Source organism: Lysinibacillus sp. NPDC093190, from assembly GCF_050280425.1.
GTDB lineage: Bacteria > Bacillota > Bacilli > Bacillales_A > Planococcaceae > Lysinibacillus.
In genome coordinates, this window is record NZ_JBNNVG010000006.1 from 1 (window position 1) to 22,479 (window position 22,479).

Sequence of the window (22,479 nt, forward strand, 5' to 3'; positions counted from 1 at the left end):
ATGAAGTGTTTCGAAATAGTTCGGTTTTTCTATTTATCGTGTTTTGTTAATTTAGAGATTATTCGGCTTTATGAAGGAACCATTTAGTTATGTCCTAGCCTCGCTTTTTCTTTTATATGGCCCGTCAACGTTTTATTTATATAACTCTTTATAAACAACTACTTTTAGGGCCGTCATTTCTTCGTCTGTTAATTTACCTTCCATTTCTTGAATAACTTGTTCTTTCGTCATTGAACCATTTTGTACTTTTACTCTTATATTATTAAGCTCCGAGATCCCAACTTTTTGAATTATTACTTTTGTAGCCTCTTCTTTTGTTGTAAACGGTAACTTGCTGCTGTCTGCAGTTTTAGCCTCTTCCATAAATGATTTTAGTTGAGGGTCACTTTCAATCGTATTTTTAATTTCATCCATTTGCCCACTTTGCTCTAATTCTGTTGAAATAGTATCAACGACCTTATCGGATGCATACTTCATACCATAATGATAAACCCCATAACCAATAACACCGAGGAAAATTACAATGATCAGAAGGAATTTAATGAATCTCATACTCTCACACTCCTTAATTCTACACATTATAATACTATATAGTGTGGAAAGATGAGAAATGATAACCTTGCGAACAAGGCCATTTTCAATATCATTCCTCTTTTAACAAATCCAAGAGCCTGTGCAAAGTGATTACGTGGCTAATGAAAAGCCTAGAATATTTATGTAAAAATGAAAATCTCCCGGTTAAAATTTTTTTGACCGAGAGATTTTTGTTTTATTTGACATACTTCAAATACTTTTTCACAAAATCTATAATGTAATGCACTTCTTCTTCTGAAATATTGAATAGACTGCTAACCTTTCGTAGTTTGGCTGGCGATTTTAATTGTTCACGCACTTGATCAATCCTCATGTATTTGCATTTACGAGGGTTTACACAATCTCGAATCTGCTTGTATCGAAGGTAAGCATAGCGAGCAAAAGCATTTAGCATCTCTCTCTCCTGCTCATCTCGTTGTAATTTTTTTGCAGCTTCATCGATTGTTTCTGATTCAAATGTCCTTGTACCATCTGTTAATTGCATAGTACCACCTCTTTCTTTGCGTAAAGTTGATGTCAAACATGGCTGCACCTTAATCAACTTGCATTAAGCTTGCCTCCATCACACTTATTCATAGCTATTAGATGCATAAGAAAAAGCCACATCTAGTTAAATGTGACTCTTTTTGTATTTTTGTTCTGTTTGTGCATCCCAATAATCCACTTCATAAAGGCTGTAATTCATTAATCCTTAGCTTCCACTTTGATGAACCAATTGATGTAGATGTTCACTAAAAGTGTAAACAAATTACTTTGACTCCCTAAAATAAATCAGCTCGAAATATTATCTATTTTTTGACCTTCTGAATTTGACACAAAATCTATTTAGAAGGATTTTTTTATTTATTAAGTTATAAATTATAATATACATACATCTTTTAATTAACTAAAATGGAAATATAATGATTTTGTTGAAAGGACGGATGCAGATGAACAACCAAACTTATGTGAACTGGAGCGGACACCATCTTAAACTGACTTGGCTACAAAATAAAAGTATTGAAGATTACAGCAAAGTAACAAGTGTACATGGAGTTTGTTTTTATCAAGGGAATGTTTTGTTAGTTCATGTAGATGGGAGAGGATTTAACTTTCCTGGAGGTCATATAAAAAAAGGAGAAACACCTGAAGAAGCATTCCATAGAGAGGCATTTGAAGAAGGCTATGTAAAGGGACATATCAACTATATTGGTGCAATTGAAGTCAGTCACGAAGAGAACCCTTTATTCAATGCTGATGGTAAGTACCCTTTAATCGGCTATCAAATGTTTTATAACATGGAAATCCAAGAGTGTCTCCCATTTTTTCGAGAGCATGAAACGATTTCGCGCATTTGGGTTGAGCCGGAAGAAGTACCTTATGTAATTAATGACCATGAGTTTGCACACTTAGTATTACAAGCAGCTTTTTAAGTAACAAACCTTCTTTTAGGCTATAGCTTCATACATTTTTTATTAATTAGAAGGCAGGATTTCATGAGATCTATATAGGCCTATTTGGAGGTTTGCTGATGAGTATCACTAGTGAAACCTTTTTAGTAAGGACTATAGTTCCAATAGGAGTTGGATTTTGTGGAGTGATGCTAGTAGGTACGGGCATCACTAAATTGGTAGATGAAAAAATAAAACTAAAGAACAGCTTATTGAGGAAAAAGATGACCGAAATATTGTAATAAGTCAAAACGCCAAATCAAAAGCATTTGATTTGATGATTCATTTATTTGGCTTCGGTCTTCTAGCATTAGCAATGTTTGGTTATATGAACAAGGTTTCTTTTTTTAGTCTCATAGCACTTTATTATACTTGCTATGTTTATTACTTATATTGCGTTAAAAAAATAGGGAGAACATGTAGTAGACGTGACTTATACATAATTTTAAAAGTTCACCTATAGCTTTAATTTTTTAATCTAATTCACAGGCATTTCACTATACAAACATAACTATCAAAGCATATTAATAGTAGTGTAAAGCTAACCTAGCTTTGCCCTCCTAGATTGTGGTTTAGGGTCACTTTGGTTCGAGTGACCCTTATTTACTTCTCTTTCATTATTATCCAAATTCCCCTCAATTTTTATACCTATACTGATAAATATATAAGCATTTTCTGATGAGTTATCTCAGATTTTGTATGATGGGATTTTCTTCTTCAAAAGTTCCACGAACAATAACTCTGTGGCTTTTATATCCATACCTTCCCCCTAAAGTCTTTTTTAGATTAATGTCACTCTTATATTATTTTAGTAGTTCCATCGTTTAATTTGACTGTAGCTATCTAATAATCACCTTCAGTAATAATTTAGAAAACCTTTTTTATTATATTCGTATATTTATTAGAACTAACATAAGTGAGGTGGCGAAAAATTATTGGTGGATATATTACTTGTATTGTTCTTGCTTTAATTATTATTTTTATGGGTTATCTTATCCATGCAAAAAGGAAACTGTGGCTTATTGCAGGTTATCAAGAAGATAGTTTTATTTGCAATAAAGATAAACTAGCTAAGCTATTTGGTGTTTTCTCATACATAGTAGGTATCGCTACTTTTCTGTTACCTTTTGGACTAGAATTTTGGGGTATCATTAGTGGTATGGTCTGGAGACAATTAATTAATAAACCATTTTAATAAGAGTCTTGCTTAGACTCATTTTTACTTTTTAATCCATTTTTATGTTAACCTTAAATTGTGATTTTATTAACGTAAAAAGGAGGATATAAAATGTCTCGTAAATTACGCCCTTATTCTCGCATTATTTCTGCTATTTTATTTGTCATCCTTGTATTTATGAATTATTTGGGATATTGGACTGCAGATAGGTTCGTTCAAATACTATTTTTCTTTATTATGATATTGTCTGTTTTCAATGCGGGTATTGAAACAGATAAAATTTTAAAACAGAGGTTGAATCAAAAAAATCAGCGAAGAACTTTATAGAAATTTTAAAAGATCCCCTTGAATTTAGACCTGGATTACATCGTCTACTTCAAGGGGATCTTTTTTAAGAACATTGTCTCAATCTCAAACGTTTCGTTAGTCGTTCCACCACTTTTAATTTATCTAAACGTTACTTTTCTTTTATCTTTCCGAACAACGAAAAACATGTAAAGGCTAAATAATAAAATGATGATAACTGTTATTGCTAAAAAATATGTATCTTGAATCTTAAACAAGAAAGTGTTCAAAGAATTTAATAATCCAACTGACATCAATAATAACCAAAAGTAATTTTTTCTTTTTGATTGATCTCCGCTACTTAGATAACTAGCAGAAAGCCAGATAAAGAAAGGCAAGTAACAAACAATTGAAAAAGTTAGAATAGCCCATCCAATAAACGACATAGTACAAACACACCTCCTAGAACCTTCCTTATTTTATACGATTGAAATTTATAATAGTTTCAATTTTATTTTTCTATAATAATGAAATTTCTTTAATTAATGTCATATGTTTAGTAGCTGCTCACATTTTTCATAAGTGACCCCATTAACTGAGTAATTCCTCATAATTTAATTTTTCGAGTTTTTAAACCAAACTGAGTAAAACCAAGATGAATACCTCCCCTCCTTTCTACACCTAAACATATTATAGACTGTAGAAGGGAGGGATATTTCATGGGATATTACGGTGGAAATTATGGTAACTGTTGTTACGGAAGCTATGGCGGTGGCGGCGGATACGGCGGTGGCGGTTACTATGGCCATGGCCATGGTTCAGCATTCGCCTTAATTGTAGTTCTTTTCATTCTTTTAATTATTGTTGGTACAACATTCATGTATTAAATTTTCCAATAATTTAGTTTCTATTCAGATCTATAATGAAAAAAGTTAATGCTATTTATCATTGTCACGATTAATCACTTCCATAACCTCTGTTGCTAAATTACCTAGTAATAGTAGGATAACTAACCAGCCTAACATACTACAGTTAAAACAAAAAAGGTCACTTTTGTCCGAGTGACCTTTTATTTTAGATTGTTCAACTTTTCTTTCCATTCAATATCATTTACTTAAATAATAAAACAAAGCCGCAACAATAATATTTGGTAATGCAATGTATAAGGAATTTACAGTTAGTTTATTACGTTCGTCCCGATGTTCTGTAGTTTCGGTAGCAATGTTTGCCCTCATCCTATCCCCACTAACCATGGACCCCGAAAAAATCATTGAAATGACAATAAAAATACAGCCAACCGTTCCTGAAACTAAATAAATCTTTTCCATTCCCCACAAAATCATCGATATTAAAACACCGCATAGTGATAAGAAAACACCAATTAAAAAATATCTCAACTCCTATCCCCCCTATCCTTATATTACGTTTTATTACCATATTTTGTTTCGCTTTTTATCAAAAGTGCTTAGTTTGTTTCTTCATAAAAAACTCAAAATCTTTTGATCCTATTGATCGAAGAATTAGCACAGATTGAAATCCAAAAAGGGGCACTAATTTTACAAAGAGTTCCCCTAATCGTTCATATTCAATTTAAAATCAATCACTGGGTTCATCAGGAAAACGCTGAAGATAACCCAACATGATATAAATTTAAAAATTTAGCTATAATAAGTGATAAGAGAACTCGACAATGTTTAAATGGACTATATTGTTATTACTCTTTACTTCCTAAAAATTCTACAGCTAACTCTTGCTCATCGATATCTTGATCCAAGGAGACCTTATATGCTTTACCATTAGGTTTTGAACTAACGATTTTATGGATTTCTTGATTGATAAAATGAACTGCTACTCCATCATCAACGGCAATTCCGGATGAGAGTTTATTAGATTTAACCAAATTTTGGTAATTAGGTCTTCGATTGATTTCTCCATCATAATGAGGACAATTACTTCCTGGAAGAAACCCTAAACAGTTATCGGCTCTATATCTCCTCCAAATGAATCTGTTATTCCTTCCTCGAACCAACAGATTGAACCAGCACTAATGCCTGTTAAAAGGATTCCCTCATGCCAAGCAGTCTTAAAAATGCTATCTAACGACCATTCTTTCCACAAAGCTAAAAGGTTTTTAGTATTTCCTCCGCCAACATAAATAATATCCTTTTCTAAAATAAAACTTTCTAAATCTCGAGTTGGAGGAGAAAAGAGAGATAAGTGGGATGGAATACATTGTTGTGAGTTAAAGAAAGAATAAAATTTTGCAATATAATTTTCTGAGTCTCCGCTTGCAGTAGGAACAAAGCAGATCTTAGGATTGGCTTTGTTAGACTGCTGTAAAATATATGTATCTAATAATGGATTATGAGGCTCCATAGAAAAGCCCCCTCCTCCTAATGTAATAATTTGTTTCATCTTTCTCACTACTTTTTTTGAAAATACTGTATTTTCCAATTATATAAAACTTCTAGAGGAAACGCACCTATTAGTTTAAGAACTTTTTCATTTTATTACTGGTGTAGGTATACCATTGCTCCAATCCTTAATAAATGAGGATTGGTGAGGATTAAGATTTAAAGGTATTTCATTTCTCGATAAAAAGTGCAATTCGCTACTTTCATCATTGATTTGTAAAGTACCTTTATAATCGCTTGAGTAAAAAATTATCTGAACACTAAATACTTTATCTCCGTTTGAGTACTCTGCAAAACCATTTTTACCTGAATATAATCCAAACAATGTCATATTGTTCAGAATAAGATTAGTTTCTTCAAAGACTTCCCTTTTAACTGTCTCTTCAAAAGTTTCTCCGATTTCCAAGATGCCTCCTGGGATTCCCCAAATATCACCGTCAATCCTTTTTTGTAAAAGAATACGTCCCCTATCATCTTCAATTATTGCTCCACAGCCAATAGTCAATAGAGTTTCATGCCCAATCAACTGTCTCATCGTTTTAATGTAATCATTCATAATTGATACCCTCATTCCTTGTTGTAGATTCCTTAAATGTTCTTTTTCATAAATTATTTAAAGGTCTAGAAATTAGTACAGTCCACTAAAAATTGAAATCACCACAAACATCCTTATTTTACATTATTTACTCCAATATAAATACAAAGGGTTCAATAATACCAAAAAGCAAGGCCAGTTTACATTAAGAACTGAGCCCTGCCTATATTTATTTTCCATCGTTATTATTTAACTTTTGAATCTCCAGAAGCTCAGAAATCGTGACAAATTTATATCCCTGGTCTTCAAGCTCTGGTAAAATCTTTTCCAATGCCCTCACAGTTTGCTCACGATTTCCACCGCCGTCATGAAATAACACGACACTACCAGGCTTAGCACCTTTTAAAACAGTATTGACAATTTTCTTTTCTCCAGGGCTTTTCCAATCAAATGTATCTAAATGCCATGACCACATGACAACTTTATACCCTTCTTTTGCTATTGCATCAATCATGGAATCCGTGTATTGACCCTCTACTGGTCTAAATAAAACAGGGACATAACCAGTAATACCATAAATTGTTGCATGTGTTTGTTTTATTTCTTTCATTAAATTAGAAACATTCGTCCTTAAAGGATGCGTATATGTGTGAATGGCCAGTTCGTGACCTTCTTCGTGTATACGTAAAGCAAGATCTGGATTTTTTTCTGCATTTTCACCCACAATAAAGAATGTGGCCTTTGCATTGTACTTGTCTAATATATCTAAAATGTCAGGTGTGTACTTTTTATGAGGACCATCATCAAAGGTTAAGGCGATAACTTTTTCATCCGTATTAATATCCCACAAAATTTGCCCTGCTTCTTCGTAATATTTCCTTCCCTTGTCTGCAAAGGATTTTTCATTGATAAAAAATAAAAATACCCCGAAAAAGCATAAAGCGATTAGCAGATAATATTTCCTCAAGTTTTCACCTCCTGCAAATAATAATTATTTCTAATCATTATTATTTGAGGTTTAAACTAAAAAATGCTTTAATTTTTCAACTTTTAATTGTATATAAAACCATTAACAATCCAAAATGAATGAAATAACGCTGCACATTCCAATTCCAAAATGTTATATTAATGGGAAGGAGTGTGATTGTTTTGATAATAAAGGTAAGAGAAGAAGATTTTGATTTTAATTGTTCCAGTCTAAGTCAAAAGTGTTTCGAACCACTCATTAAGATTTATAAGGTAAGAATGTCTGAAGAAACTAATATCGGTGTAAAAGAACGTTTTTATGAGGAACTTACGGAAGGCCAAAGAGCATTATTTATGTTTTATGTTTATTATAACCATATTAGTAAATCTCTTAACGAATTTTATTGGTGGAGTGCTTATTTCATGGCTCAGCCTAAAAATTGGGCAGCTATCAAAACATGTTTTAAGTATTTTAATGATGAATCTTTTCTTTTACTCCTTGAGAAAATTGAAAAGCAACTAAAACGGCATAATCACCCTACTACATTAGAGAATTTTGCAATCACTCGAGAAGAATTAGATCAAAACAAAGAGCTCCATGCATCATTTGAATCGCTTTATGCAATATTCGAAAATATTAATCCAGTTACTATAGCAAAAATAAATACTGCGATCAAAAAGAATTTACAAGAGTTTATACAAATTGAAAATTAAATGAAGGAGTATTTTTTATGGCAACTATAGAAGACTTTATGAATCTTGATATTAGAATTGGCACTGTTATCCATGCGGAAGAACTTACGAAAGCAAGGGTTCCTGCTGTTAAAATGAAAATTGATTTTGGCGAAGATATTGGAATCAAGCAATCTTCTGCTCAAATTACTAAACGCTATACGCCAGAAGGAATTGTTAATAAGCAAGTAGTAGCTATCGTTAATTTCCCACCGCGTCGTGTAGCGGGTTTTAAATCTGAAGTTTTAGTGATTGGCGGAGTTCCTGTAGAAGGAGATGTGATTTTACTAACTCCTGATCAGTCTGTACCAAACGGAACTAAAATTAGTTAAAGTTAGTTATTTTGTGATTGTTGATTTATACTTTAAAATTTTTATTTTTTAATGAATCTATTTCGCAGGCACAAAACTAACTTAAATTTTTTCTACATCATATAATAAATGTAATGCTAATTTAGCCTTACACCTCCTGACTTGATACTAAGGGTCACAAATGTGGCCCTTTATTAGTACCATATGTTACAATTTTTGTTACATAAAAATTATTAGCAGAACAAATCCCCTAAATCGAGAGGATCATAGAAAATGAAATTTTATTTAGATTGGTGCTACATCGTTAAAATCTTCAAATAAAAAATAGAAAGGAGCGTGATAAATGAAGAGATAAAGGAGAAAACATTATGAAAAACAGACAAGCTACAACTAATGACTATGAAGCTATTATAAATCTTTGGGATAGATCCGTTACCAAAACCCATGATTTTTTAAGTTTAAAAGATAAGGAAGACATTAAACAGGAAATTCCTATGTATTTCCCACATCTTGATGTGAGACTTTGGTTTGTGGAAAATAGATTGATAGGGTTTTCAGGTACCAATAATCAGCACTTAGAAATGCTATTTTTAGAACCGGCTGAAATTGGAAAAGGTTATGGAAAACAAATAATTCAACAACTCATTAGAGATTTTAATGTAAAGTCTGTTGATGTTAACAAAGACAATGAAAACGCAAAGATGTTTTATTTGAAAAATGGTTTCACGATTGTCAGTGAAGAGCCGACAGATAGTTCAGGTCGCCCTTATCCAATATTACATCTAAGATTGAAGTAAATAGGCGAGGTCTCCCCTCTGTTTTATGCATAATAACAGATTAGTTAAAATGAAATAGTTAAATGAGAAATTAGACTGAAATCAAGCTTATAATAACAAGTTTGACTTCAGTCTTTTTAGTAAATGAATTCCTAATATATCGTGGCTCCCCTATTTTATACTACCGCTAATATTCAAATTATATCATGTACTCTAATCCGATTTTTCAATAAAATGGTATACATACATAACGATGAAAGGAAGAATGCAAATGAAAAATGAAAAAAGCTGTAAATCCTACTCATAACAATTGGTTGGTTAAATGCTTTGTTTGCACTTGTTTTTTTTCAATTGTTTTGTGGTATTATTGCCGTTTGTATAGGCTCGTTTTAAGAAGTGATTATCATGCGAAAAAGCAGGGACTTGTCTTAATTATTGTAGGAATTATAGTTGGGATTGCCGGATGGGTACTCAATTATTTATATTTGTAGGCTATGAAAAGTAATAAGCAAAAAAGCACTAACATGCATTCGTCCGTCAGTGCCTCCTCGTATCAATATGGTGCTTATTTCTTCACTTTTGACAGTGTCATACCATCACCAATTGGAATAATAATCGACTCTAGTTGAGGGTGATTTGCGACTGCTACATTGAATTTCTTCATTATTTCCGTATATCGTTTTGGTTTGGCATTTGGATCTGCCACACTTCCTGCAGCAAGCACATTGTCAGTAACTATGAACGCATCGGGATTTGCTAGCTGTACACAGTAATTTAAATAGTTTTCATAATTATCCTTATCAGCATCGATAAAGAAAAAATCGAAACGTTCATTACTTTGTACTAGCTCTTCAAGGCTTTGCAATGCAGGGCCTGTTATATATGTCACTTGTTCACCAAAACCTGCCTTCGATAAATTACCGTAAGCTAATTGTGCGTAATTTTCCTCTAATTCTAGAGAAGTTAATTTTCCATCACTGCCGAACCCTCTAGCTAGACAAATTCCACTATATCCACCGAGAGCTCCTACTTCAAGAATGTTTTTAGCTCCTGTCATCGAGACAAGCATTGTTAAAAGTTTTCCAGAGGAAACAGAAACAGAAATGGCGGGCATCCCGTTTTCTTCAATGGATGTAATGACCTCCTCTAAAATTGAGTCTTCGTTATGAAACACAGCATCAATGTAATTATTAATTATTTTCATTCAGATTTTTCCCTTCTTCTTCATGATTTAAAGATTTTTCATGATTTTCTTGACTGTCGAACGTATCCATCGTTTCACTTTCATGTATTTCAAATAATTGAATGAACTCATTGATAACCATATCAATGGCTTTTAATTCACCCACTAATATTGGCTGAATAGATTGAAACTCTGGTTGCTCTAATTGTTGCTTAATCGTTGAACGCTTTAAATTCATCATCTCTAAAAAAGCAATGGCTCTTCCACGTCGGAAGGTTTTAGCTCCACGCTGTTGAGAACCGTCTCTTCCTCTATGACGTCCCCCACGATGATGTCCATCTTCTCTAAATTCCTTAAATTTTTCACTTCTCATTTTCATTCTCCTTTCAATGTATACATTCGTATACGTCTGACTACGATTTAATTGTATACAAATGTATGCACTTTGTCAATTAGCCTGCATTTTGCTTAGAAAAGCTTTCCCCTCAAGACTGCCATTTACAAATTATTATTGCTCATGAGTTTGGGCACGCTTTACACCATTTATTATCCGAAAAAAGAGGAATTGATTGGACAATGGTAGATTGGGAGAGCCCATTCACTTGGCTTTTACAGGAAGGCATTGCAACGTATTTTTCAACAAAGGTGGTAAGTGCGAGGACAGATGAATATTTTGTGTTTCAAGAAGACTTAAAAACAAATAATTACAGAAGAGTTTTAAGCGATTTAACTTCACTTAATGTAAGAGCAGTGTTTCTTGAATGCTTCTCTATTAATGGAGGTAAACGATTTGGTATTAATCGCTTAGCTTATTTTATCGCATTCGAATTAATACAAAACTGCCTTCAAGAACTAGCAGAATTGGACGTTATTACATTATGGCGAAATGTAAACTATAAAAATATTATTTATCAACAATTAACCGAAATGACAAAGAAAAATAGATGATTCGACTATTTGCCAATGATTTCGCTATAGAGTTTTTTAAGAGAATCTAGCCTTTAAAATTTTCGGAGGTCACCTTTCATTTTTGAAGGTGACTTTAATTTTTTTAGCCTATGGGCGAAATGAGAAGAAAAGAAAAGACGTCATTAGACGCCTTTCCCCTACTCAAGTATTATCCAAACAGCTTTTTGTGATCATGAAAATTAACGGTTTTGATAACTTTTTCAATACTTATCCAATTATCAAAAAAGTAATCCAAAACACCGCCTAAATTAGCAGCTACATAAACTTGCACCATTTTATAAATTATCTTTTTATTGCTTAATTTTTACTTCCAGAACCAAAGCCAATTATATATCCATCCAAATCCCTAACCGAAAAGTCCTTCCAACTCCCCCAATCAAATTCTGATACTTTAGGTTCTGAAACGATTATTGTACCATTGGTCTTCAATTCATCATATAACGCGTCTAGTTCATTGTGGGTCTTTACATAAGCGTAAGTATTCCAAGTACCTTTATTAGGTCTAACATCTTCCAAATCTTTGGCCTGAACTAATTTAAATCCCAAGCCAAAATCATCTCTAACTGCCCAATGTTCATTCACTTCACATCCCAATGCACTTTCGTAATATTTCTTAGATTTTCCAAAATCTGATACCAACAATACTGTAAGGGAATTTTCAATCTTGACCTTATTCATATAATTTATCAGCTTCCTCTTTTATAAAACAACTAAATTTTCTCCCTGATTGTTGTTAATTCTTATTCAACGAACCTGCTCCGTTAGCTTAATAACTTCAACAAAAAATGCGTTAATCCTTCTTCGATTAACGCACTCTTTAGGCGAACAATATTTTCCGCTTCTTATATTTATTTAGACAATAGTTTGGAAATTCAATAGGCAATACCTACACGCGATTTCACATATTCCTTGCTCTGAATTTGTTGATATGCAAACTCTGCGGTATCTGCTACAGATATTTCTACCCCACTATCCGGTAAAAAGTCTCGTTCGATACGATAAGTACCTGTGTATTCACCATCAGGTAAGTATGTAGGACAGACGATTGTCCAATCAGTGTCAGATTTCTTTATTAAATGATAGACTTTATGATGCTCCTCTGCCGCAAAGGTTGATTTTCTTTTTGATTCGCTCGATTGATAACGTAAAATACTTGGTGTCTGTCGACTTTGTAGAATACCAGCCGTTCCAACAGTGATTATTCTTTTCACATGCTCTTTTTCCATTGCATCAAGGATTAGCGGCATACTTTCAGTTAATGTATTTGTGCCATCTGTGTTTAATGCACTAATCACAATATCAACATTCGCCATAACATTTTCTATATCTTGTTTTTCTAATACATTCCCTTGTACAATATGTAAATTTTTATCATTTATTTGTAGCTTATTTTTGGGGTTACGAACTAAAGCTGTAACGCTATGTTCATCTCGGAGCGCTAGTGAAACAATGTGGCTACCAACGCGCCCAGTTGCACCTAAAACTAAAATTCTCAGAATGATCACCTCTTTTCTTGATTATAGCACAAAAATTTTCCTTAACTATTTAGAGGTATCTAACTATCCTTAAGCGCGGTTAATGAACATCAATAAGTCTGAGATTAACGATAAACAATTGAAGATCATTAGTTTCCGCAATACTGTTGACGATATTTTGGATTTCGCTTTCTGTACTCTTTTCAAGTTTATCTAAATTATGTAATTGTATAGTGATTACTTGATTGTTTGGAGATTCAATTAAATAGCCTATTGTACTATCTGGAAAATAGCCTGCTGCTCGTAACGCTACTATAATTTTTTGTGTAAAATTCGTGTTTTGTAATTTTTCACCAATTTCTTCACTATAATTTGTATCGGGATTTTTTTGAATGGGTCTTTCAATTGAAGGCTGATTATACTTAATCAAGGCCGCAGTTATTACTATCAAGGAAAATAAAATAACAATGCCTTTTAATAACCCTCTCATAAATTCTCTCCATTTCATCTTTTTAATAGAATACACTTATTAAATAATGAATGAATCCCACTTTCCCGGTATGCACTTCAAAAAGGTCTTTGTCTATTTATAATAAACTCCTTATAAAATTTGCCGGGCTAACATTTAAATAGCCTGGCAAATCTGTGTAAGGTAACGGAAATAATTCACCTTAAAATTTTATTCGTTTACGATGACTTTCACAACAGGTTCTAATTTTCCTAAATATGCATCTCCAACATATTCAACATCTATTACTATAGCTCGTGGCACGAAACGTTGAAGGCTTTCCAAAAGACGTGCGGTATTACGTCTTTTGACAAGCTGGAAAGGTGGAAGAGTGTCTAGTCTTAAACCAAAATCTCTGTAAAAAGGGCAAGATATCACGAAAGTAGATAATATAAAAGCTACATTTTGTAATATTTCATCAACGCCTGTAGCATTAAAATCAATATTGCTTGTGGCGGTCACTTGATGTGTCATCCTATCAACCTTTCTTCTACGATACATGGAAAGATATCAGCAATCTTTCTTAATATGAGCTTTTCATCGAAAAAAGAGCACTTTGTTATTTATGCTAAATGCTCAAAAATTATGAACGAAGCACACATTCACTATTGTATGTATACGCTGCAATGTATCGCTAAACAATTGCACAGCGTCAGGTTCCACATTCATCCCGCTTCTTGATTGGATTTCACATGCTAATCACTATTTATCTTATTAGCGCATAATAAATTACATACAACCAACTTAAACAACCATGTATGATTGCCCATATAATTGAATGATTTACACTCCAAGAAATAGTAATGGCCAATACCGAGCCAAAGCTAATACCGCTCTTAATAACTGTTTTGTTTTCCATTTTCTTCACCTTCTTTACTTTTCTAATTTCGGAAGTATGCCTCCTCATCTAATTCCTCCTCATCATGTCATCAATTAATAAGAAATGTACGCCCTCATTTACTCCTTCGTTTCTCAATATATGTGAACATCATGCCTTAACAGCGTAAGATTCAAAACGAATTGGGCAAGAGTCGGAATTGGTGCCTGCCTCACTAATTGTGCCTTAATATCATCGATTTTCATTCGCTGATTCCTCACTGCGACAAACACAATCTACGACATGATCATTCACCATCCCTGTTGCCTGCATAAATGAGTAGCAAATCGTACTACCAACAAATTTAAAGCCGTCTTTTTTTAATTGCTTACTCATGCGTTCACTAATTTCTGTTGTAGCAGGTACATCTGCTATGGACGACCATTCATTGATGATTGGCTTATGACCCACAAAGCCCCAAATATATTCAGAGAAGGAGCCGTATTTCTCCTGTATACGTAAAAAAGCTTGGGCATTCGTCACAACACTAGCAATTTTAAGTTTATTACGAACGATGCGAGTATCCAGACGAAGCTCCTGTAGCTTTTCTTCTGTATAGAGAATGATTTTCGAAGCATCGAATTGGTCGAAAGCAGCCCGGTAGCCCTCTCTTTTTTGTAGGATTGTCCACCAGCTAAGTCCAGCTTGTGCTCCTTCTAGACAGAGCATCTCAAATAAATGCTGATCATCATAGACGGGAATACCCCATTCCTTATCATGATATTCAACATATAAAGGTTCATTTAGCTTAACCGATACGAAAAACATATACATTTCTAAAAAAATGTAGACATCTCTACTGTGACACAACTTATATCTTTCGCCTTTCGTATTTGTGTCTTCCTTATTTCCGAGTCTGGTTTCGCCGAAGCTACTACCATTTAGTATGACTCTCCAAAGGCTTAAATTCCGCAGTATCGTTGCGTACACATCTAAGGTTTAGTGTCAGTTAAATTCCTTAGATTGAGTAATTTGCTAAGTTAATGCTTGCGTTCAAATCTCTATCCAACTTTAATCCACAAGAGCAGATATATAATCTGTCTTTCAGTTTCATATCGGATTTGATTTGTCCACAACAAGAACAAGTTTTTGATGATGGAAACCATCTGTCGGCTTCAACAAATTCAATTCCGTATTTTCACATTTGTATTGAATTTGCCGTTTGAATTCATATAGCTTTTGCCCGGCTACCGCCTTCGACAGATGTTTATTTTTCATCATACCTTTTACATTTAAATGTTCCATTACAATACGAGATGGCTTGGTTTTCACAATCTCATTAGAACACTGATGTAAATGATTTGTTCGGATGTCGTTAAGTCGCTTATATAAATTACGGATTTCAGCGTTTTGTTTTCGAGTAATATCTCGTGCCACTAGAAGATACATGGGCAGGTACAAACTCGCCCTTTGTTTCCATTCTAGTTAGCGTTACAACATTTACACCAACACATTTAGCAAATTTCCCAATGGACATTAATTCCATGCGTACCACCTCTCTTTCACTATGGTAAAATCACATTACCCTATTTAGAGAGGTTGTTAACATTTTTATATTTGTATATATTTTTCTTGTTCACACGAAGGCGCAACCCTTCATGCAGTCTTTCTCTCATGAGTAGACCTCTTATGCTTTCACATAAGCGCAGACTATATCTTCATCTTATCTTCTAAATAAGAGCCACATTTTTCTTCCGCCATTCGCTTGCGGTTTTACTCTCCCTCAAGGAGATAGTCGTTGAACGTTTTCCTTGTCTCATTAGAGATTTAGGAGTTCGCTGCTAAACATCCATTGCCAAAGCACTTAGCGCCACCGTTTTCCGTTGTCACGATAATCCTTTACGGACACTGAGTAATTTTTTTCAGCTTATGCCATCCTTGTTGTTTTTTCTGCTTTCGCACCGTTACGTCTGCCGTTTCCAGCTCCGCGTTGGTCACAAGGCTTTAGGAGTTAAAAGCAATTAACGTGGAGTTCGCACCAATCTCTTGATACGAAGGGTATTCTGTTATAAATCTATGCTTCTATACGGGTTTGTATAGTTTTGTCTAAATTTGTTGTTACAGTTTAGTTACCCATTCACATCTTTTCATTTATATACCCTCCATTTTTTATGTATCATTTAACCCCTGTTATACAAAGCCATCCTTTTTGTGCGTTTTCCCTTATCGTAATGGTTTGAAACCCAACACTTTCAAACAACTGATTGATTTCAGATTTTGTTTTATAGGCTTTCATATGATAATTAATTTTGTAGAGCTCCGAAATTATAATAAACTTTCCATCGTCCTTCAACACTCTAAATACTTCCTTCACATCATTTGCCAAGTCTGGCCAAAAATAATGCGTTTGGAATGCTGTAATTGTATCGAAAAACTGATCCGTGTACGGAATGCTCGACACACTAGCTTGCGTCACGATCACTTTGCCATTTGCTACATCCATTTGATTTGTTTTTATAGAGTCTTTGACGGCCTGCCCAGAAAAGTCTATACCATAGATTTTACCACTTGGATTAATTTTCGATAAGGATTGAAGTGTTTTTCCACCTCCACATCCAATATCTAATACAATATCGCCATCATTTATGGCTTCCTGTTTCATTAGCCAAGTATTCATACCACTATGTGCCTTATTCATAATTCGTAGCATCAGTGAGCCTACGAATCCTCTTGGTTTCTTAGCTTGCTCAATTAATCGTTGTAAAAGCGTCATTTCAAATTTCCCCTTTGTCATTTTCACTTTTCAAAATCTGCTGTGAATTAAGGATTAAGATGTCTTGTGTAGCTAACTTTGTTAAGGCTGCTTCCTTACTTTAATCTGTAGCACCTGCGACTGCATCCTCCACAACAGTTATAGCAAATTTTCTAGCTAGAGCCCCTTCCATGGTTGCAGTGACACAGCATTCTATCAATCTCGCCTTGGCGTAACTGCGTCCAGATTTTGAATTGTGCTCGCACAATTCATTACTTAAATACGTTATTAAGCTGGGATTACTAAATGCATCCGCTTTCTTTTTTGAAAAATACACACCCTCTTCCCAGGCCCTTTTAATAAGGTCATTAATGCCATTTATAGTTAGCTCAATTTGATGCTTTGCTACAGTCATTCGAGCTTGATCACTCAAGTAATCATTTTGAATATCAAGTACCATTAAAGCTTGCTTCAAAGTACTCTCCTTCCTATATTTGTCTATCTAATCTCTTTACGTTCTGAACATTAAAAAAGTTTCAATTTTTTCCATTTAACAAGGAGGCTCGATATGATAAAAAAATCACAAGCGCTTCGTATTTAGTAAATACATAGCACTTGTGATTTTATTCATATATAAGTAGGAGAAAATAATAATAACAATCGTTTTGAACATGACAATTTGTCAATTCAATATATTTTTATAAAAAACGATATGTAATGAATCAAAAAGTCTAACTAATTTAAATATGTATTGTTTGAAATATTTCTTTCGCGTTCATCAATTACTAGGTGGATAATAAATGCAAGTTGTTGCTCAATTCGCATATTGTTAAGATGCAGGATGTCGGCAATTGCATTTTTTTGCTTCTCTTCTAATCCCACCTTCTCAAGCATTAACATAATTTCTTCTTTCGAAAGTCCAAACATACTTTTTTCACCTCTAATCCATCCATTTATTATTTTACAATCATTATTCATATTTCTCAAACAACGAACTAATACAACCATTTTACGAACCATTTTTACTGATTATAGGATATAACATGGAAATTAATCAATCCAAAATCTACATTAATTTAATAATAATTTAACCCCTTAAAAAAAGCATTGTTATCAATTCAATAATTTTCTAATGAAGTTACTATAACAATTCTTGTCATCTATTAATTCTATTATAAAAATAATAAGCCCTTTTGTCGAATTATAGCATTCTTCGTCACAGCTTATAAATCACAAAAAGAAACCGTTTCCATAAAAATATACTTAAGATTGTCATGAACAATGGCAGCAGATAGAACACTCACTTTTTTAATATGTATTCATCTTAATTATACATTTCCCCTCGTTATTACAGTGCTTTTATCTCATAAAAAAAGTAATTTCAAAATAATTGAAACTACTTATCCTACTTTATTATTCGGCTATTACACTGTTTTATTAATATTATTCTTCAGAAGAGTTTTGTTAAATTTTTGTAAATTTTCAAGTGGTATTTGTAATTTACCATCCAGTTTTTGAATATTGTCTGTTTCTGCTTGATTTAATACAACGTGCTTTGTCTTGTCGCTAGTATTGACTGGTAAATAAACTATTCTCGACGATGCATCCGTCTTCCATATTGTTTCGTTTGTATACCCTTCGATAAATAACTGACTCTTCCCCTGTACAATAGCCGGTATTTTTACAGACATTAGATCTGTGTAAACCATCTCCAGTAAAGATTGATTGGACATCGCTAAAAATGGACGATCTGCTTTATCAATCGCACAATGCTCAATACGCCCCATTGACTTATCAGACCAAACTATTGCATATGGGCCTTCATGACAGTTTTTAAAATCACTATTCGCAACTTCAAAAATAGCATCAATACAAGTAATCGCATTTCCGCTAATGTCTTCAAAAGTACAATGATCAGCAAATAGTCGAGCATTATTTATATAAAGGTGATGACTTTTGAGCTCTCGAATTGTTGTGTTCTGAAGTGTAATCTTGGCGTGATCATTGCCATAAATACCACCTGCCTGCCCAAATTGAATCATGCACTGATTAAGCTTTAGACCGCTTGAGTCAATAATAAAATGAAATTGCGGGTGTTCTTGGAGATCACACTCTGTCATTGATACATCGGCTTCATTAACAATCGTAACTCCTGTTGCCTCTCCCTTTTCTATTCTACATGTACGAAACTCTGCTTTACTATTTTCAATTAACAACTGTGACTTCACATGTCGATGGATCTTACAATCATACAATATCGCCTTAGATTTCTCGCCAAGATAAAGGCCATTCCCTACTCCATCAGAAAAGATAGAATCCGTCACCACCAACTCACTTTGATGAACAACTAGGTGCGTGTCTTGATGTTGCTTGATTTCACAGCCATCCATCGTTAGTTTCGAGCTATCGAAAACTTGCATCCCTACATCTTGCCCTTGGTGAATAAGTGTATTGGTCATTGAAATTGAACTGGAGGCTGCCACAATTTGCGCCTTTTGATGTCCATGAATTTCGCAATCCGTTATCTCCATTTTTACATCCTGTATTGTAAAAATGCCATTCTCTCGCCCTTCCAACAGCATACAATTTGTCAATGCGATATCACTTTTTTGCACAGAGATTTGAGCCTTTACATGATGCTGGATAGTCGTATCCACAAGAATAACGCTCGAACCATTATCAATACGTAAGCCAAAATGATTGACAGGGCTCGCTAAAATATCAACATTTTTCATCATTAAACTACCGAAGCTTACGGTCACTTGTGTCTGCACCATTTGCTGCTCAATGACACAGTTTTCTAGCTGTAAATCTCCCTTTACATAAATACCCTGCCCTTGAGTAAAACGCAGATTTCGCATATTTACAAGTGTCTGATAGCGGATAAACACGCCACCTTTAATGGTCACATTCCCCACTCCATAAAGTGTAAGCCTTTTGGAAATTTCGAAGCTCTCTTCATATATCCCATCCCGGATTTCAATAAAATCTCCCGGCTTTGCCTCTTGAATCGCCTGCCCAATGCTTTGGTATCGGTGCATAATTCCTCTCTTTACAACAAGTGTCGCCATCTCCACACTCCTATTGTCGGTTTTATTTTATTTATATCCCAATTGAACTTCCTATTATTCAATTTTGTACAAATAATTTACAACCGGTTTTTATTTAGTGCAAAGACAATATTATTTTGAGAAAGGTATATTTATAGCCTTTATTTCATCCTCCCATCTAAACCACATAATAAAAAACCAGCAATTAAACGATTCTCTCGTCAATTGCTGGTTTAACAGATTTTCAATTTTCAGTGTAGCATTTACTAATTGCACTTACTATATTCCGCATAGTTCAGAATTCCAACTGACTTCATTACAATTTAAATTTCCCAACGAGGTCGTTGAGTTTCTCTGCCATGTCCGCTAAATTGGCTGAACTGTTTTTGATTTCATCCATAGAGCTGGCTGCTTGTTCGATCGTTGCAGAAGTTTCTTGTATGCCTGCAGCGGATTGTTCTGATACAGCAGCAATTTCGTCCACTGATTTATGAATATTGACAGTGTTTTGGACTACGTCATCTAGCTTTGCCTTCATGCTATCAATGTTTGTTGACATCGAGTAAACTGCCTCTGCAATGTGGCCGAATGTTTCATTTGTAGAGGCAATTTGAGTTGAGCCTTTTTCAACCTCTTGATAGCCGTTTTCCAGTGAAGATGTCACCATGTTAGATTCTTGTTGGATTTTTTGTACAATACCCGTGATATCGTCCACTGAGACGGCTACTTGTTCAGCAAGTTTACGAACCTCATCTGCAACGACCGCAAATCCTTTACCATGCTCCCCTGCTCGGGCCGCCTCGATAGCTGCATTAAGCGCCAGTAAATTCGTTTGTGCGGCAATTTCCTGAATCACTGCCACGATTTTAGAAATTTCCTGTGTTTGTTTACTTAGTTCGTCTACCTTATATACAGCATCCTTCACAATATGATGAATGGATGCCATTTGCTCCGTAGATGCGTCCATTAAACCTTGGCCCTCTTTCGTTAAAGCCATGACATTTTGGGAATATTGCTGAACATCCGTACTGCTATTATTGACATCTGTCATCTTTAAGGTGAAATCTGTCATTGTTGTCGCTACATCTGATGCATTACTTGCCTGCACTTCTGTGCCACTTGCGATTTCAGTGACTGTGTCGACAATTTGTTCCGTACCAGTTTTTACCTCTGTCGCTGATTGCATGAGCTCTTCACTATGCGCAGCTACGTCATTGGAGACTGTTTGAATTTGCTTTAATAAACGGTTCAAAATATCGGACATCGTATTTGTCGCTTCTGTAAGCTGCCCTACTTCATCTTTTGATTTCACAACAAGTGCAGGCTCACTTAAATCACCTTCAGTAATTCGTTGCATACGATTTGTCACAGCGATGATTGGTCTTGAAATGATACGAGCACTTAACAATGCAATCATGATGGAAACAATAACAATTACAACACCGACGATTATACCTGTAAGCTGCTTAGTCTCGCCTGCGCTGACAATGTCTGCACCAGTCGCATTAATCGATTGCTTACGATGCTCTGCTAACCCCTCAAAGCCTTCACGTATTTCCGTAGCCTCATCACTCATAGTTGCTAAATTTTTTATTGCTTGGTCGATCTGCCCTTGATCATAAACAGTAAATACTTCTTTTTCAACATAACTGCTCCATTCTTTAGCCATTTCCGCAAATTTGTTGAAATCACCTGTCTCTGATATTGCTAAACGTTGTTTCTCATTCTCATCAGCACGCTTGACATTATCTTCAAAAATTTTCTTATACTTTTCATCACCAGAAAGTACATATCCTCTAGCTGCCGCAATTCTTAGCCCAATGGTCTGGGCTTCCTCATAATCTGTAATTAGTAATTGCATTTCTTCATCAATAATTTGTTCCGTTGTGTTGTTGCTTTGCTGGACTGCATAAAAATTGTAACCAATGTATAAAACCACTACTGCTACTACAATGCTGAAGGAAAAAACGATTCTTTTACTAATTGACTTAAAATTCATTTCAAATTCTCCTTATTTTTCAATGCAAACCTAAATGTGCTTTGTCATAATTTGAATACCATTAGTAATCTACCATTTTAATGAAGAACTTGGATGTATCGGGAATTTTTTCTACATTAAATGAAATAACTAGCTAATTTTTATGTAATTTATAGCAGATTATACAATCCAGAAAATAAATCAGATGGACTACCTAAAAACCAAAAACGATACTTTTGACACACATAAAAAAGGAACAGTCATAAAACCAGGCTGTTCCTTCTATTTTAATATTAATCCCATGGTTAAAGAATCTCCTATTGTTTTACTGTCAAAGTGTGAAATGTAATTCCATTCCATCTCAGATAAACTGTGCAGCTCCCTCTCCTGATGTCAACAAAGTGTTTTATGTATCGACTATAGATAAGTTGTTTTTTGTCTTTTTTACGAATCCATGTATGAAAACAGACCCTCTTAAGTTAAGTAGCAGAGGGTCTGTTTTAATTTATCGCGCTATATTTTAGTTT

27 protein-coding genes and 3 pseudogenes are annotated in these 22,479 nt (G+C 34.2%); 9 read left to right on the forward strand and 21 right to left on the reverse strand.

What is annotated here, in order from left to right:
* Nucleotides 1–132: 132 nt before the first annotated feature.
* Together ACQKOF_RS06630 and ACQKOF_RS06635 are read right to left on the reverse strand one after the other, a co-directional pair.
* Nucleotides 133–552 (reverse strand): hypothetical protein, encoded by a 420-nt coding sequence (locus ACQKOF_RS06630; protein WP_427554782.1) that lies wholly within the window; start codon nt 550–552, stop codon nt 133–135.
* A gap of 217 nt (nt 553–769) precedes the next feature.
* Nucleotides 770–1,114, reverse strand: a complete 345-nt coding sequence (locus ACQKOF_RS06635; protein ID WP_427554784.1) for a hypothetical protein — start codon at nt 1,112–1,114, stop codon at nt 770–772.
* A gap of 409 nt (nt 1,115–1,523) precedes the next feature.
* On the opposite strand from ACQKOF_RS06635, the gene ACQKOF_RS06640 reads away from it, so the two are divergent.
* The 5 genes from ACQKOF_RS06640 to ACQKOF_RS06660 all read left to right on the forward strand — a co-directional run bounded on the left by ACQKOF_RS06640 (nt 1,524) and on the right by ACQKOF_RS06660 (nt 4,373).
* Nucleotides 1,524–2,006 (forward strand): NUDIX hydrolase, encoded by a 483-nt coding sequence (locus ACQKOF_RS06640; RefSeq protein WP_427554786.1) that lies wholly within the window; start codon nt 1,524–1,526, stop codon nt 2,004–2,006.
* 98 nt (nt 2,007–2,104) lie between these two features.
* Nucleotides 2,105–2,266 (forward strand): hypothetical protein, encoded by a 162-nt coding sequence (locus ACQKOF_RS06645; RefSeq protein ID WP_427554788.1) that lies wholly within the window; start codon nt 2,105–2,107, stop codon nt 2,264–2,266.
* Nucleotides 2,267–2,958: 692 nt separating this feature from the next.
* Nucleotides 2,959–3,219 carry a DUF3784 domain-containing protein gene (locus ACQKOF_RS06650; protein ID WP_427555105.1) on the forward strand — a complete coding sequence of 87 codons (261 nt, stop codon included), beginning with the start codon at nt 2,959–2,961 and terminating at the stop codon, nt 3,217–3,219.
* A 93-nt stretch (nt 3,220–3,312) separates the two neighbouring features.
* On the forward strand, nt 3,313–3,528 hold the full coding sequence (locus tag ACQKOF_RS06655) for a hypothetical protein (protein WP_427554790.1): 216 nt from the start codon (nt 3,313–3,315) through the stop codon (nt 3,526–3,528).
* A gap of 677 nt (nt 3,529–4,205) precedes the next feature.
* The gene (locus tag ACQKOF_RS06660) at nt 4,206–4,373 is read left to right on the forward strand and encodes a YjcZ family sporulation protein (protein WP_427554792.1); all 168 of its coding nucleotides are present in this window, start codon (nt 4,206–4,208) and stop codon (nt 4,371–4,373) included.
* A gap of 219 nt (nt 4,374–4,592) precedes the next feature.
* Here ACQKOF_RS06660 and ACQKOF_RS06665 read toward each other — a convergent pair whose 3' ends face one another.
* The 4 genes and pseudogenes from ACQKOF_RS06665 to ACQKOF_RS06680 form a co-directional block, all read right to left on the reverse strand.
* On the reverse strand, nt 4,593–4,883 hold the full coding sequence (locus ACQKOF_RS06665) for a DUF5316 domain-containing protein (protein ID WP_427554794.1): 291 nt from the start codon (nt 4,881–4,883) through the stop codon (nt 4,593–4,595).
* A 317-nt stretch (nt 4,884–5,200) separates the two neighbouring features.
* A pseudogene (locus ACQKOF_RS06670) lies at nt 5,201–5,901 on the reverse strand (Type 1 glutamine amidotransferase-like domain-containing protein).
* Between the two features lie 87 nt (nt 5,902–5,988).
* Nucleotides 5,989–6,456 (reverse strand): NUDIX hydrolase, encoded by a 468-nt coding sequence (locus tag ACQKOF_RS06675; RefSeq protein ID WP_427554796.1) that lies wholly within the window; start codon nt 6,454–6,456, stop codon nt 5,989–5,991.
* 208 nt (nt 6,457–6,664) lie between these two features.
* Complete coding sequence (locus tag ACQKOF_RS06680) at nt 6,665–7,402, reverse strand: polysaccharide deacetylase family protein (RefSeq protein ID WP_427554798.1); 738 nt, start codon at nt 7,400–7,402, stop codon at nt 6,665–6,667.
* 182 nt (nt 7,403–7,584) lie between these two features.
* Here ACQKOF_RS06680 and ACQKOF_RS06685 point away from each other — a divergent pair, with 182 nt between their 5' ends.
* The 3 genes from ACQKOF_RS06685 (at nt 7,585) to ACQKOF_RS06695 (ending at nt 9,241) form a co-directional block, all read left to right on the forward strand.
* Entirely contained in the window at nt 7,585–8,115 is a 531-nt protein-coding gene (locus tag ACQKOF_RS06685) for a hypothetical protein (protein WP_427554800.1), read from the forward strand.
* A 17-nt stretch (nt 8,116–8,132) separates the two neighbouring features.
* Nucleotides 8,133–8,465, forward strand: coding sequence for a chaperone CsaA (gene csaA, locus ACQKOF_RS06690; RefSeq protein ID WP_427554801.1), 333 nt, complete (start codon nt 8,133–8,135; stop codon nt 8,463–8,465).
* Between the two features lie 347 nt (nt 8,466–8,812).
* A complete protein-coding gene (locus ACQKOF_RS06695; protein ID WP_427554803.1) occupies nt 8,813–9,241 on the forward strand; it encodes a GNAT family N-acetyltransferase in 429 nt (142 codons plus the stop codon).
* A 544-nt stretch (nt 9,242–9,785) separates the two neighbouring features.
* Here the strand turns inward: ACQKOF_RS06695 and ACQKOF_RS06700 are convergent.
* A complete protein-coding gene (locus ACQKOF_RS06700) occupies nt 9,786–10,424 on the reverse strand; it encodes an O-methyltransferase (RefSeq protein ID WP_427554805.1) in 639 nt (212 codons plus the stop codon).
* On the reverse strand, nt 10,411–10,776 hold the full coding sequence (locus tag ACQKOF_RS06705) for a hypothetical protein (protein ID WP_427554807.1): 366 nt from the start codon (nt 10,774–10,776) through the stop codon (nt 10,411–10,413). The genes ACQKOF_RS06700 and ACQKOF_RS06705 overlap by 14 nt, the downstream gene beginning before the upstream one ends.
* 203 nt (nt 10,777–10,979) lie before the next feature.
* On the opposite strand from ACQKOF_RS06705, the gene ACQKOF_RS06710 reads away from it, so the two are divergent.
* Complete coding sequence (locus tag ACQKOF_RS06710) at nt 10,980–11,351, forward strand: hypothetical protein (protein WP_427554809.1); 372 nt, start codon at nt 10,980–10,982, stop codon at nt 11,349–11,351.
* A gap of 318 nt (nt 11,352–11,669) precedes the next feature.
* On the opposite strand, the gene ACQKOF_RS06715 is transcribed toward ACQKOF_RS06710, so the two are convergent.
* From ACQKOF_RS06715 to ACQKOF_RS06775, 13 genes and pseudogenes are all read right to left on the reverse strand, one after another.
* Entirely contained in the window at nt 11,670–12,050 is a 381-nt protein-coding gene (locus tag ACQKOF_RS06715; protein WP_427554811.1) for a VOC family protein, read from the reverse strand.
* Nucleotides 12,051–12,244: 194 nt separating this feature from the next.
* Nucleotides 12,245–12,868, reverse strand: coding sequence for an NAD(P)-dependent oxidoreductase (locus ACQKOF_RS06720; RefSeq protein ID WP_427555107.1), 624 nt, complete (start codon nt 12,866–12,868; stop codon nt 12,245–12,247).
* Nucleotides 12,869–12,947: 79 nt separating this feature from the next.
* Nucleotides 12,948–13,337 (reverse strand): hypothetical protein, encoded by a 390-nt coding sequence (locus ACQKOF_RS06725; RefSeq protein WP_370046860.1) that lies wholly within the window; start codon nt 13,335–13,337, stop codon nt 12,948–12,950.
* 189 nt (nt 13,338–13,526) lie between these two features.
* On the reverse strand, nt 13,527–13,829 hold the full coding sequence (locus ACQKOF_RS06730; protein ID WP_427554813.1) for a hypothetical protein: 303 nt from the start codon (nt 13,827–13,829) through the stop codon (nt 13,527–13,529).
* Nucleotides 13,830–14,061: 232 nt separating this feature from the next.
* Entirely contained in the window at nt 14,062–14,262 is a 201-nt protein-coding gene (locus ACQKOF_RS06735; RefSeq protein ID WP_427554815.1) for a hypothetical protein, read from the reverse strand.
* 162 nt (nt 14,263–14,424) lie between these two features.
* The gene (locus ACQKOF_RS06740) at nt 14,425–15,000 is read right to left on the reverse strand and encodes a DNA-3-methyladenine glycosylase I (RefSeq protein ID WP_427555109.1); all 576 of its coding nucleotides are present in this window, start codon (nt 14,998–15,000) and stop codon (nt 14,425–14,427) included.
* A 190-nt stretch (nt 15,001–15,190) separates the two neighbouring features.
* A pseudogene (locus ACQKOF_RS06745) lies at nt 15,191–15,588 on the reverse strand (RNA-guided endonuclease InsQ/TnpB family protein); the annotation flags it as partial.
* A gap of 1 nt (nt 15,589) precedes the next feature.
* Nucleotides 15,590–15,718, reverse strand: a pseudogene (locus ACQKOF_RS06750) (MerR family DNA-binding transcriptional regulator); the annotation flags it as partial.
* A gap of 630 nt (nt 15,719–16,348) precedes the next feature.
* The gene (locus ACQKOF_RS06755) at nt 16,349–16,945 is read right to left on the reverse strand and encodes a class I SAM-dependent methyltransferase (RefSeq protein ID WP_427554817.1); all 597 of its coding nucleotides are present in this window, start codon (nt 16,943–16,945) and stop codon (nt 16,349–16,351) included.
* Nucleotides 16,946–17,045: 100 nt separating this feature from the next.
* Nucleotides 17,046–17,399, reverse strand: a complete 354-nt coding sequence (locus ACQKOF_RS06760) for a hypothetical protein (protein ID WP_427554819.1) — start codon at nt 17,397–17,399, stop codon at nt 17,046–17,048.
* A gap of 260 nt (nt 17,400–17,659) precedes the next feature.
* Nucleotides 17,660–17,851, reverse strand: coding sequence for a hypothetical protein (locus tag ACQKOF_RS06765; protein ID WP_370046870.1), 192 nt, complete (start codon nt 17,849–17,851; stop codon nt 17,660–17,662).
* 497 nt (nt 17,852–18,348) lie between these two features.
* Nucleotides 18,349–19,995 carry a right-handed parallel beta-helix repeat-containing protein gene (locus tag ACQKOF_RS06770; RefSeq protein WP_427554821.1) on the reverse strand — a complete coding sequence of 549 codons (1,647 nt, stop codon included), beginning with the start codon at nt 19,993–19,995 and terminating at the stop codon, nt 18,349–18,351.
* Nucleotides 19,996–20,290: 295 nt separating this feature from the next.
* Nucleotides 20,291–21,973, reverse strand: a complete 1,683-nt coding sequence (locus ACQKOF_RS06775; RefSeq protein WP_427554823.1) for a methyl-accepting chemotaxis protein — start codon at nt 21,971–21,973, stop codon at nt 20,291–20,293.
* Nucleotides 21,974–22,479 lie beyond the last annotated feature (506 nt).

Coding starts and splice junctions, on each gene's coding strand:
- ACQKOF_RS06630 (WP_427554782.1), bottom strand. CDS start 552: ATGAGATTCATTAAATTCCTTCTGATCATTGTAATTTTCCTCGGTGTT.
- ACQKOF_RS06640 (WP_427554786.1), top strand. CDS start 1,524: ATGAACAACCAAACTTATGTGAACTGGAGCGGACACCATCTTAAACTG.
- ACQKOF_RS06645 (WP_427554788.1), top strand. CDS start 2,105: ATGAGTATCACTAGTGAAACCTTTTTAGTAAGGACTATAGTTCCAATA.
- ACQKOF_RS06655 (WP_427554790.1), top strand. CDS start 3,313: ATGTCTCGTAAATTACGCCCTTATTCTCGCATTATTTCTGCTATTTTA.
- ACQKOF_RS06660 (WP_427554792.1), top strand. CDS start 4,206: ATGGGATATTACGGTGGAAATTATGGTAACTGTTGTTACGGAAGCTAT.
- ACQKOF_RS06675 (WP_427554796.1), bottom strand. CDS start 6,456: ATGAATGATTACATTAAAACGATGAGACAGTTGATTGGGCATGAAACT.
- csaA (WP_427554801.1), top strand. CDS start 8,133: ATGGCAACTATAGAAGACTTTATGAATCTTGATATTAGAATTGGCACT.
- ACQKOF_RS06695 (WP_427554803.1), top strand. CDS start 8,813: ATGAAAAACAGACAAGCTACAACTAATGACTATGAAGCTATTATAAAT.
- ACQKOF_RS06700 (WP_427554805.1), bottom strand. CDS start 10,424: ATGAAAATAATTAATAATTACATTGATGCTGTGTTTCATAACGAAGAC.
- ACQKOF_RS06705 (WP_427554807.1), bottom strand. CDS start 10,776: ATGAGAAGTGAAAAATTTAAGGAATTTAGAGAAGATGGACATCATCGT.
- ACQKOF_RS06710 (WP_427554809.1), top strand. CDS start 10,980: ATGGTAGATTGGGAGAGCCCATTCACTTGGCTTTTACAGGAAGGCATT.
- ACQKOF_RS06715 (WP_427554811.1), bottom strand. CDS start 12,050: ATGAATAAGGTCAAGATTGAAAATTCCCTTACAGTATTGTTGGTATCA.
- ACQKOF_RS06725 (WP_370046860.1), bottom strand. CDS start 13,337: ATGAGAGGGTTATTAAAAGGCATTGTTATTTTATTTTCCTTGATAGTA.
- ACQKOF_RS06730 (WP_427554813.1), bottom strand. CDS start 13,829: ATGACACATCAAGTGACCGCCACAAGCAATATTGATTTTAATGCTACA.
- ACQKOF_RS06735 (WP_427554815.1), bottom strand. CDS start 14,262: ATGAGGAGGCATACTTCCGAAATTAGAAAAGTAAAGAAGGTGAAGAAA.
- ACQKOF_RS06740 (WP_427555109.1), bottom strand. CDS start 15,000: ATGTTTTTCGTATCGGTTAAGCTAAATGAACCTTTATATGTTGAATAT.
- ACQKOF_RS06755 (WP_427554817.1), bottom strand. CDS start 16,945: ATGACGCTTTTACAACGATTAATTGAGCAAGCTAAGAAACCAAGAGGA.
- ACQKOF_RS06765 (WP_370046870.1), bottom strand. CDS start 17,851: ATGTTTGGACTTTCGAAAGAAGAAATTATGTTAATGCTTGAGAAGGTG.
- ACQKOF_RS06770 (WP_427554821.1), bottom strand. CDS start 19,995: ATGGCGACACTTGTTGTAAAGAGAGGAATTATGCACCGATACCAAAGC.
- ACQKOF_RS06775 (WP_427554823.1), bottom strand. CDS start 21,973: ATGAATTTTAAGTCAATTAGTAAAAGAATCGTTTTTTCCTTCAGCATT.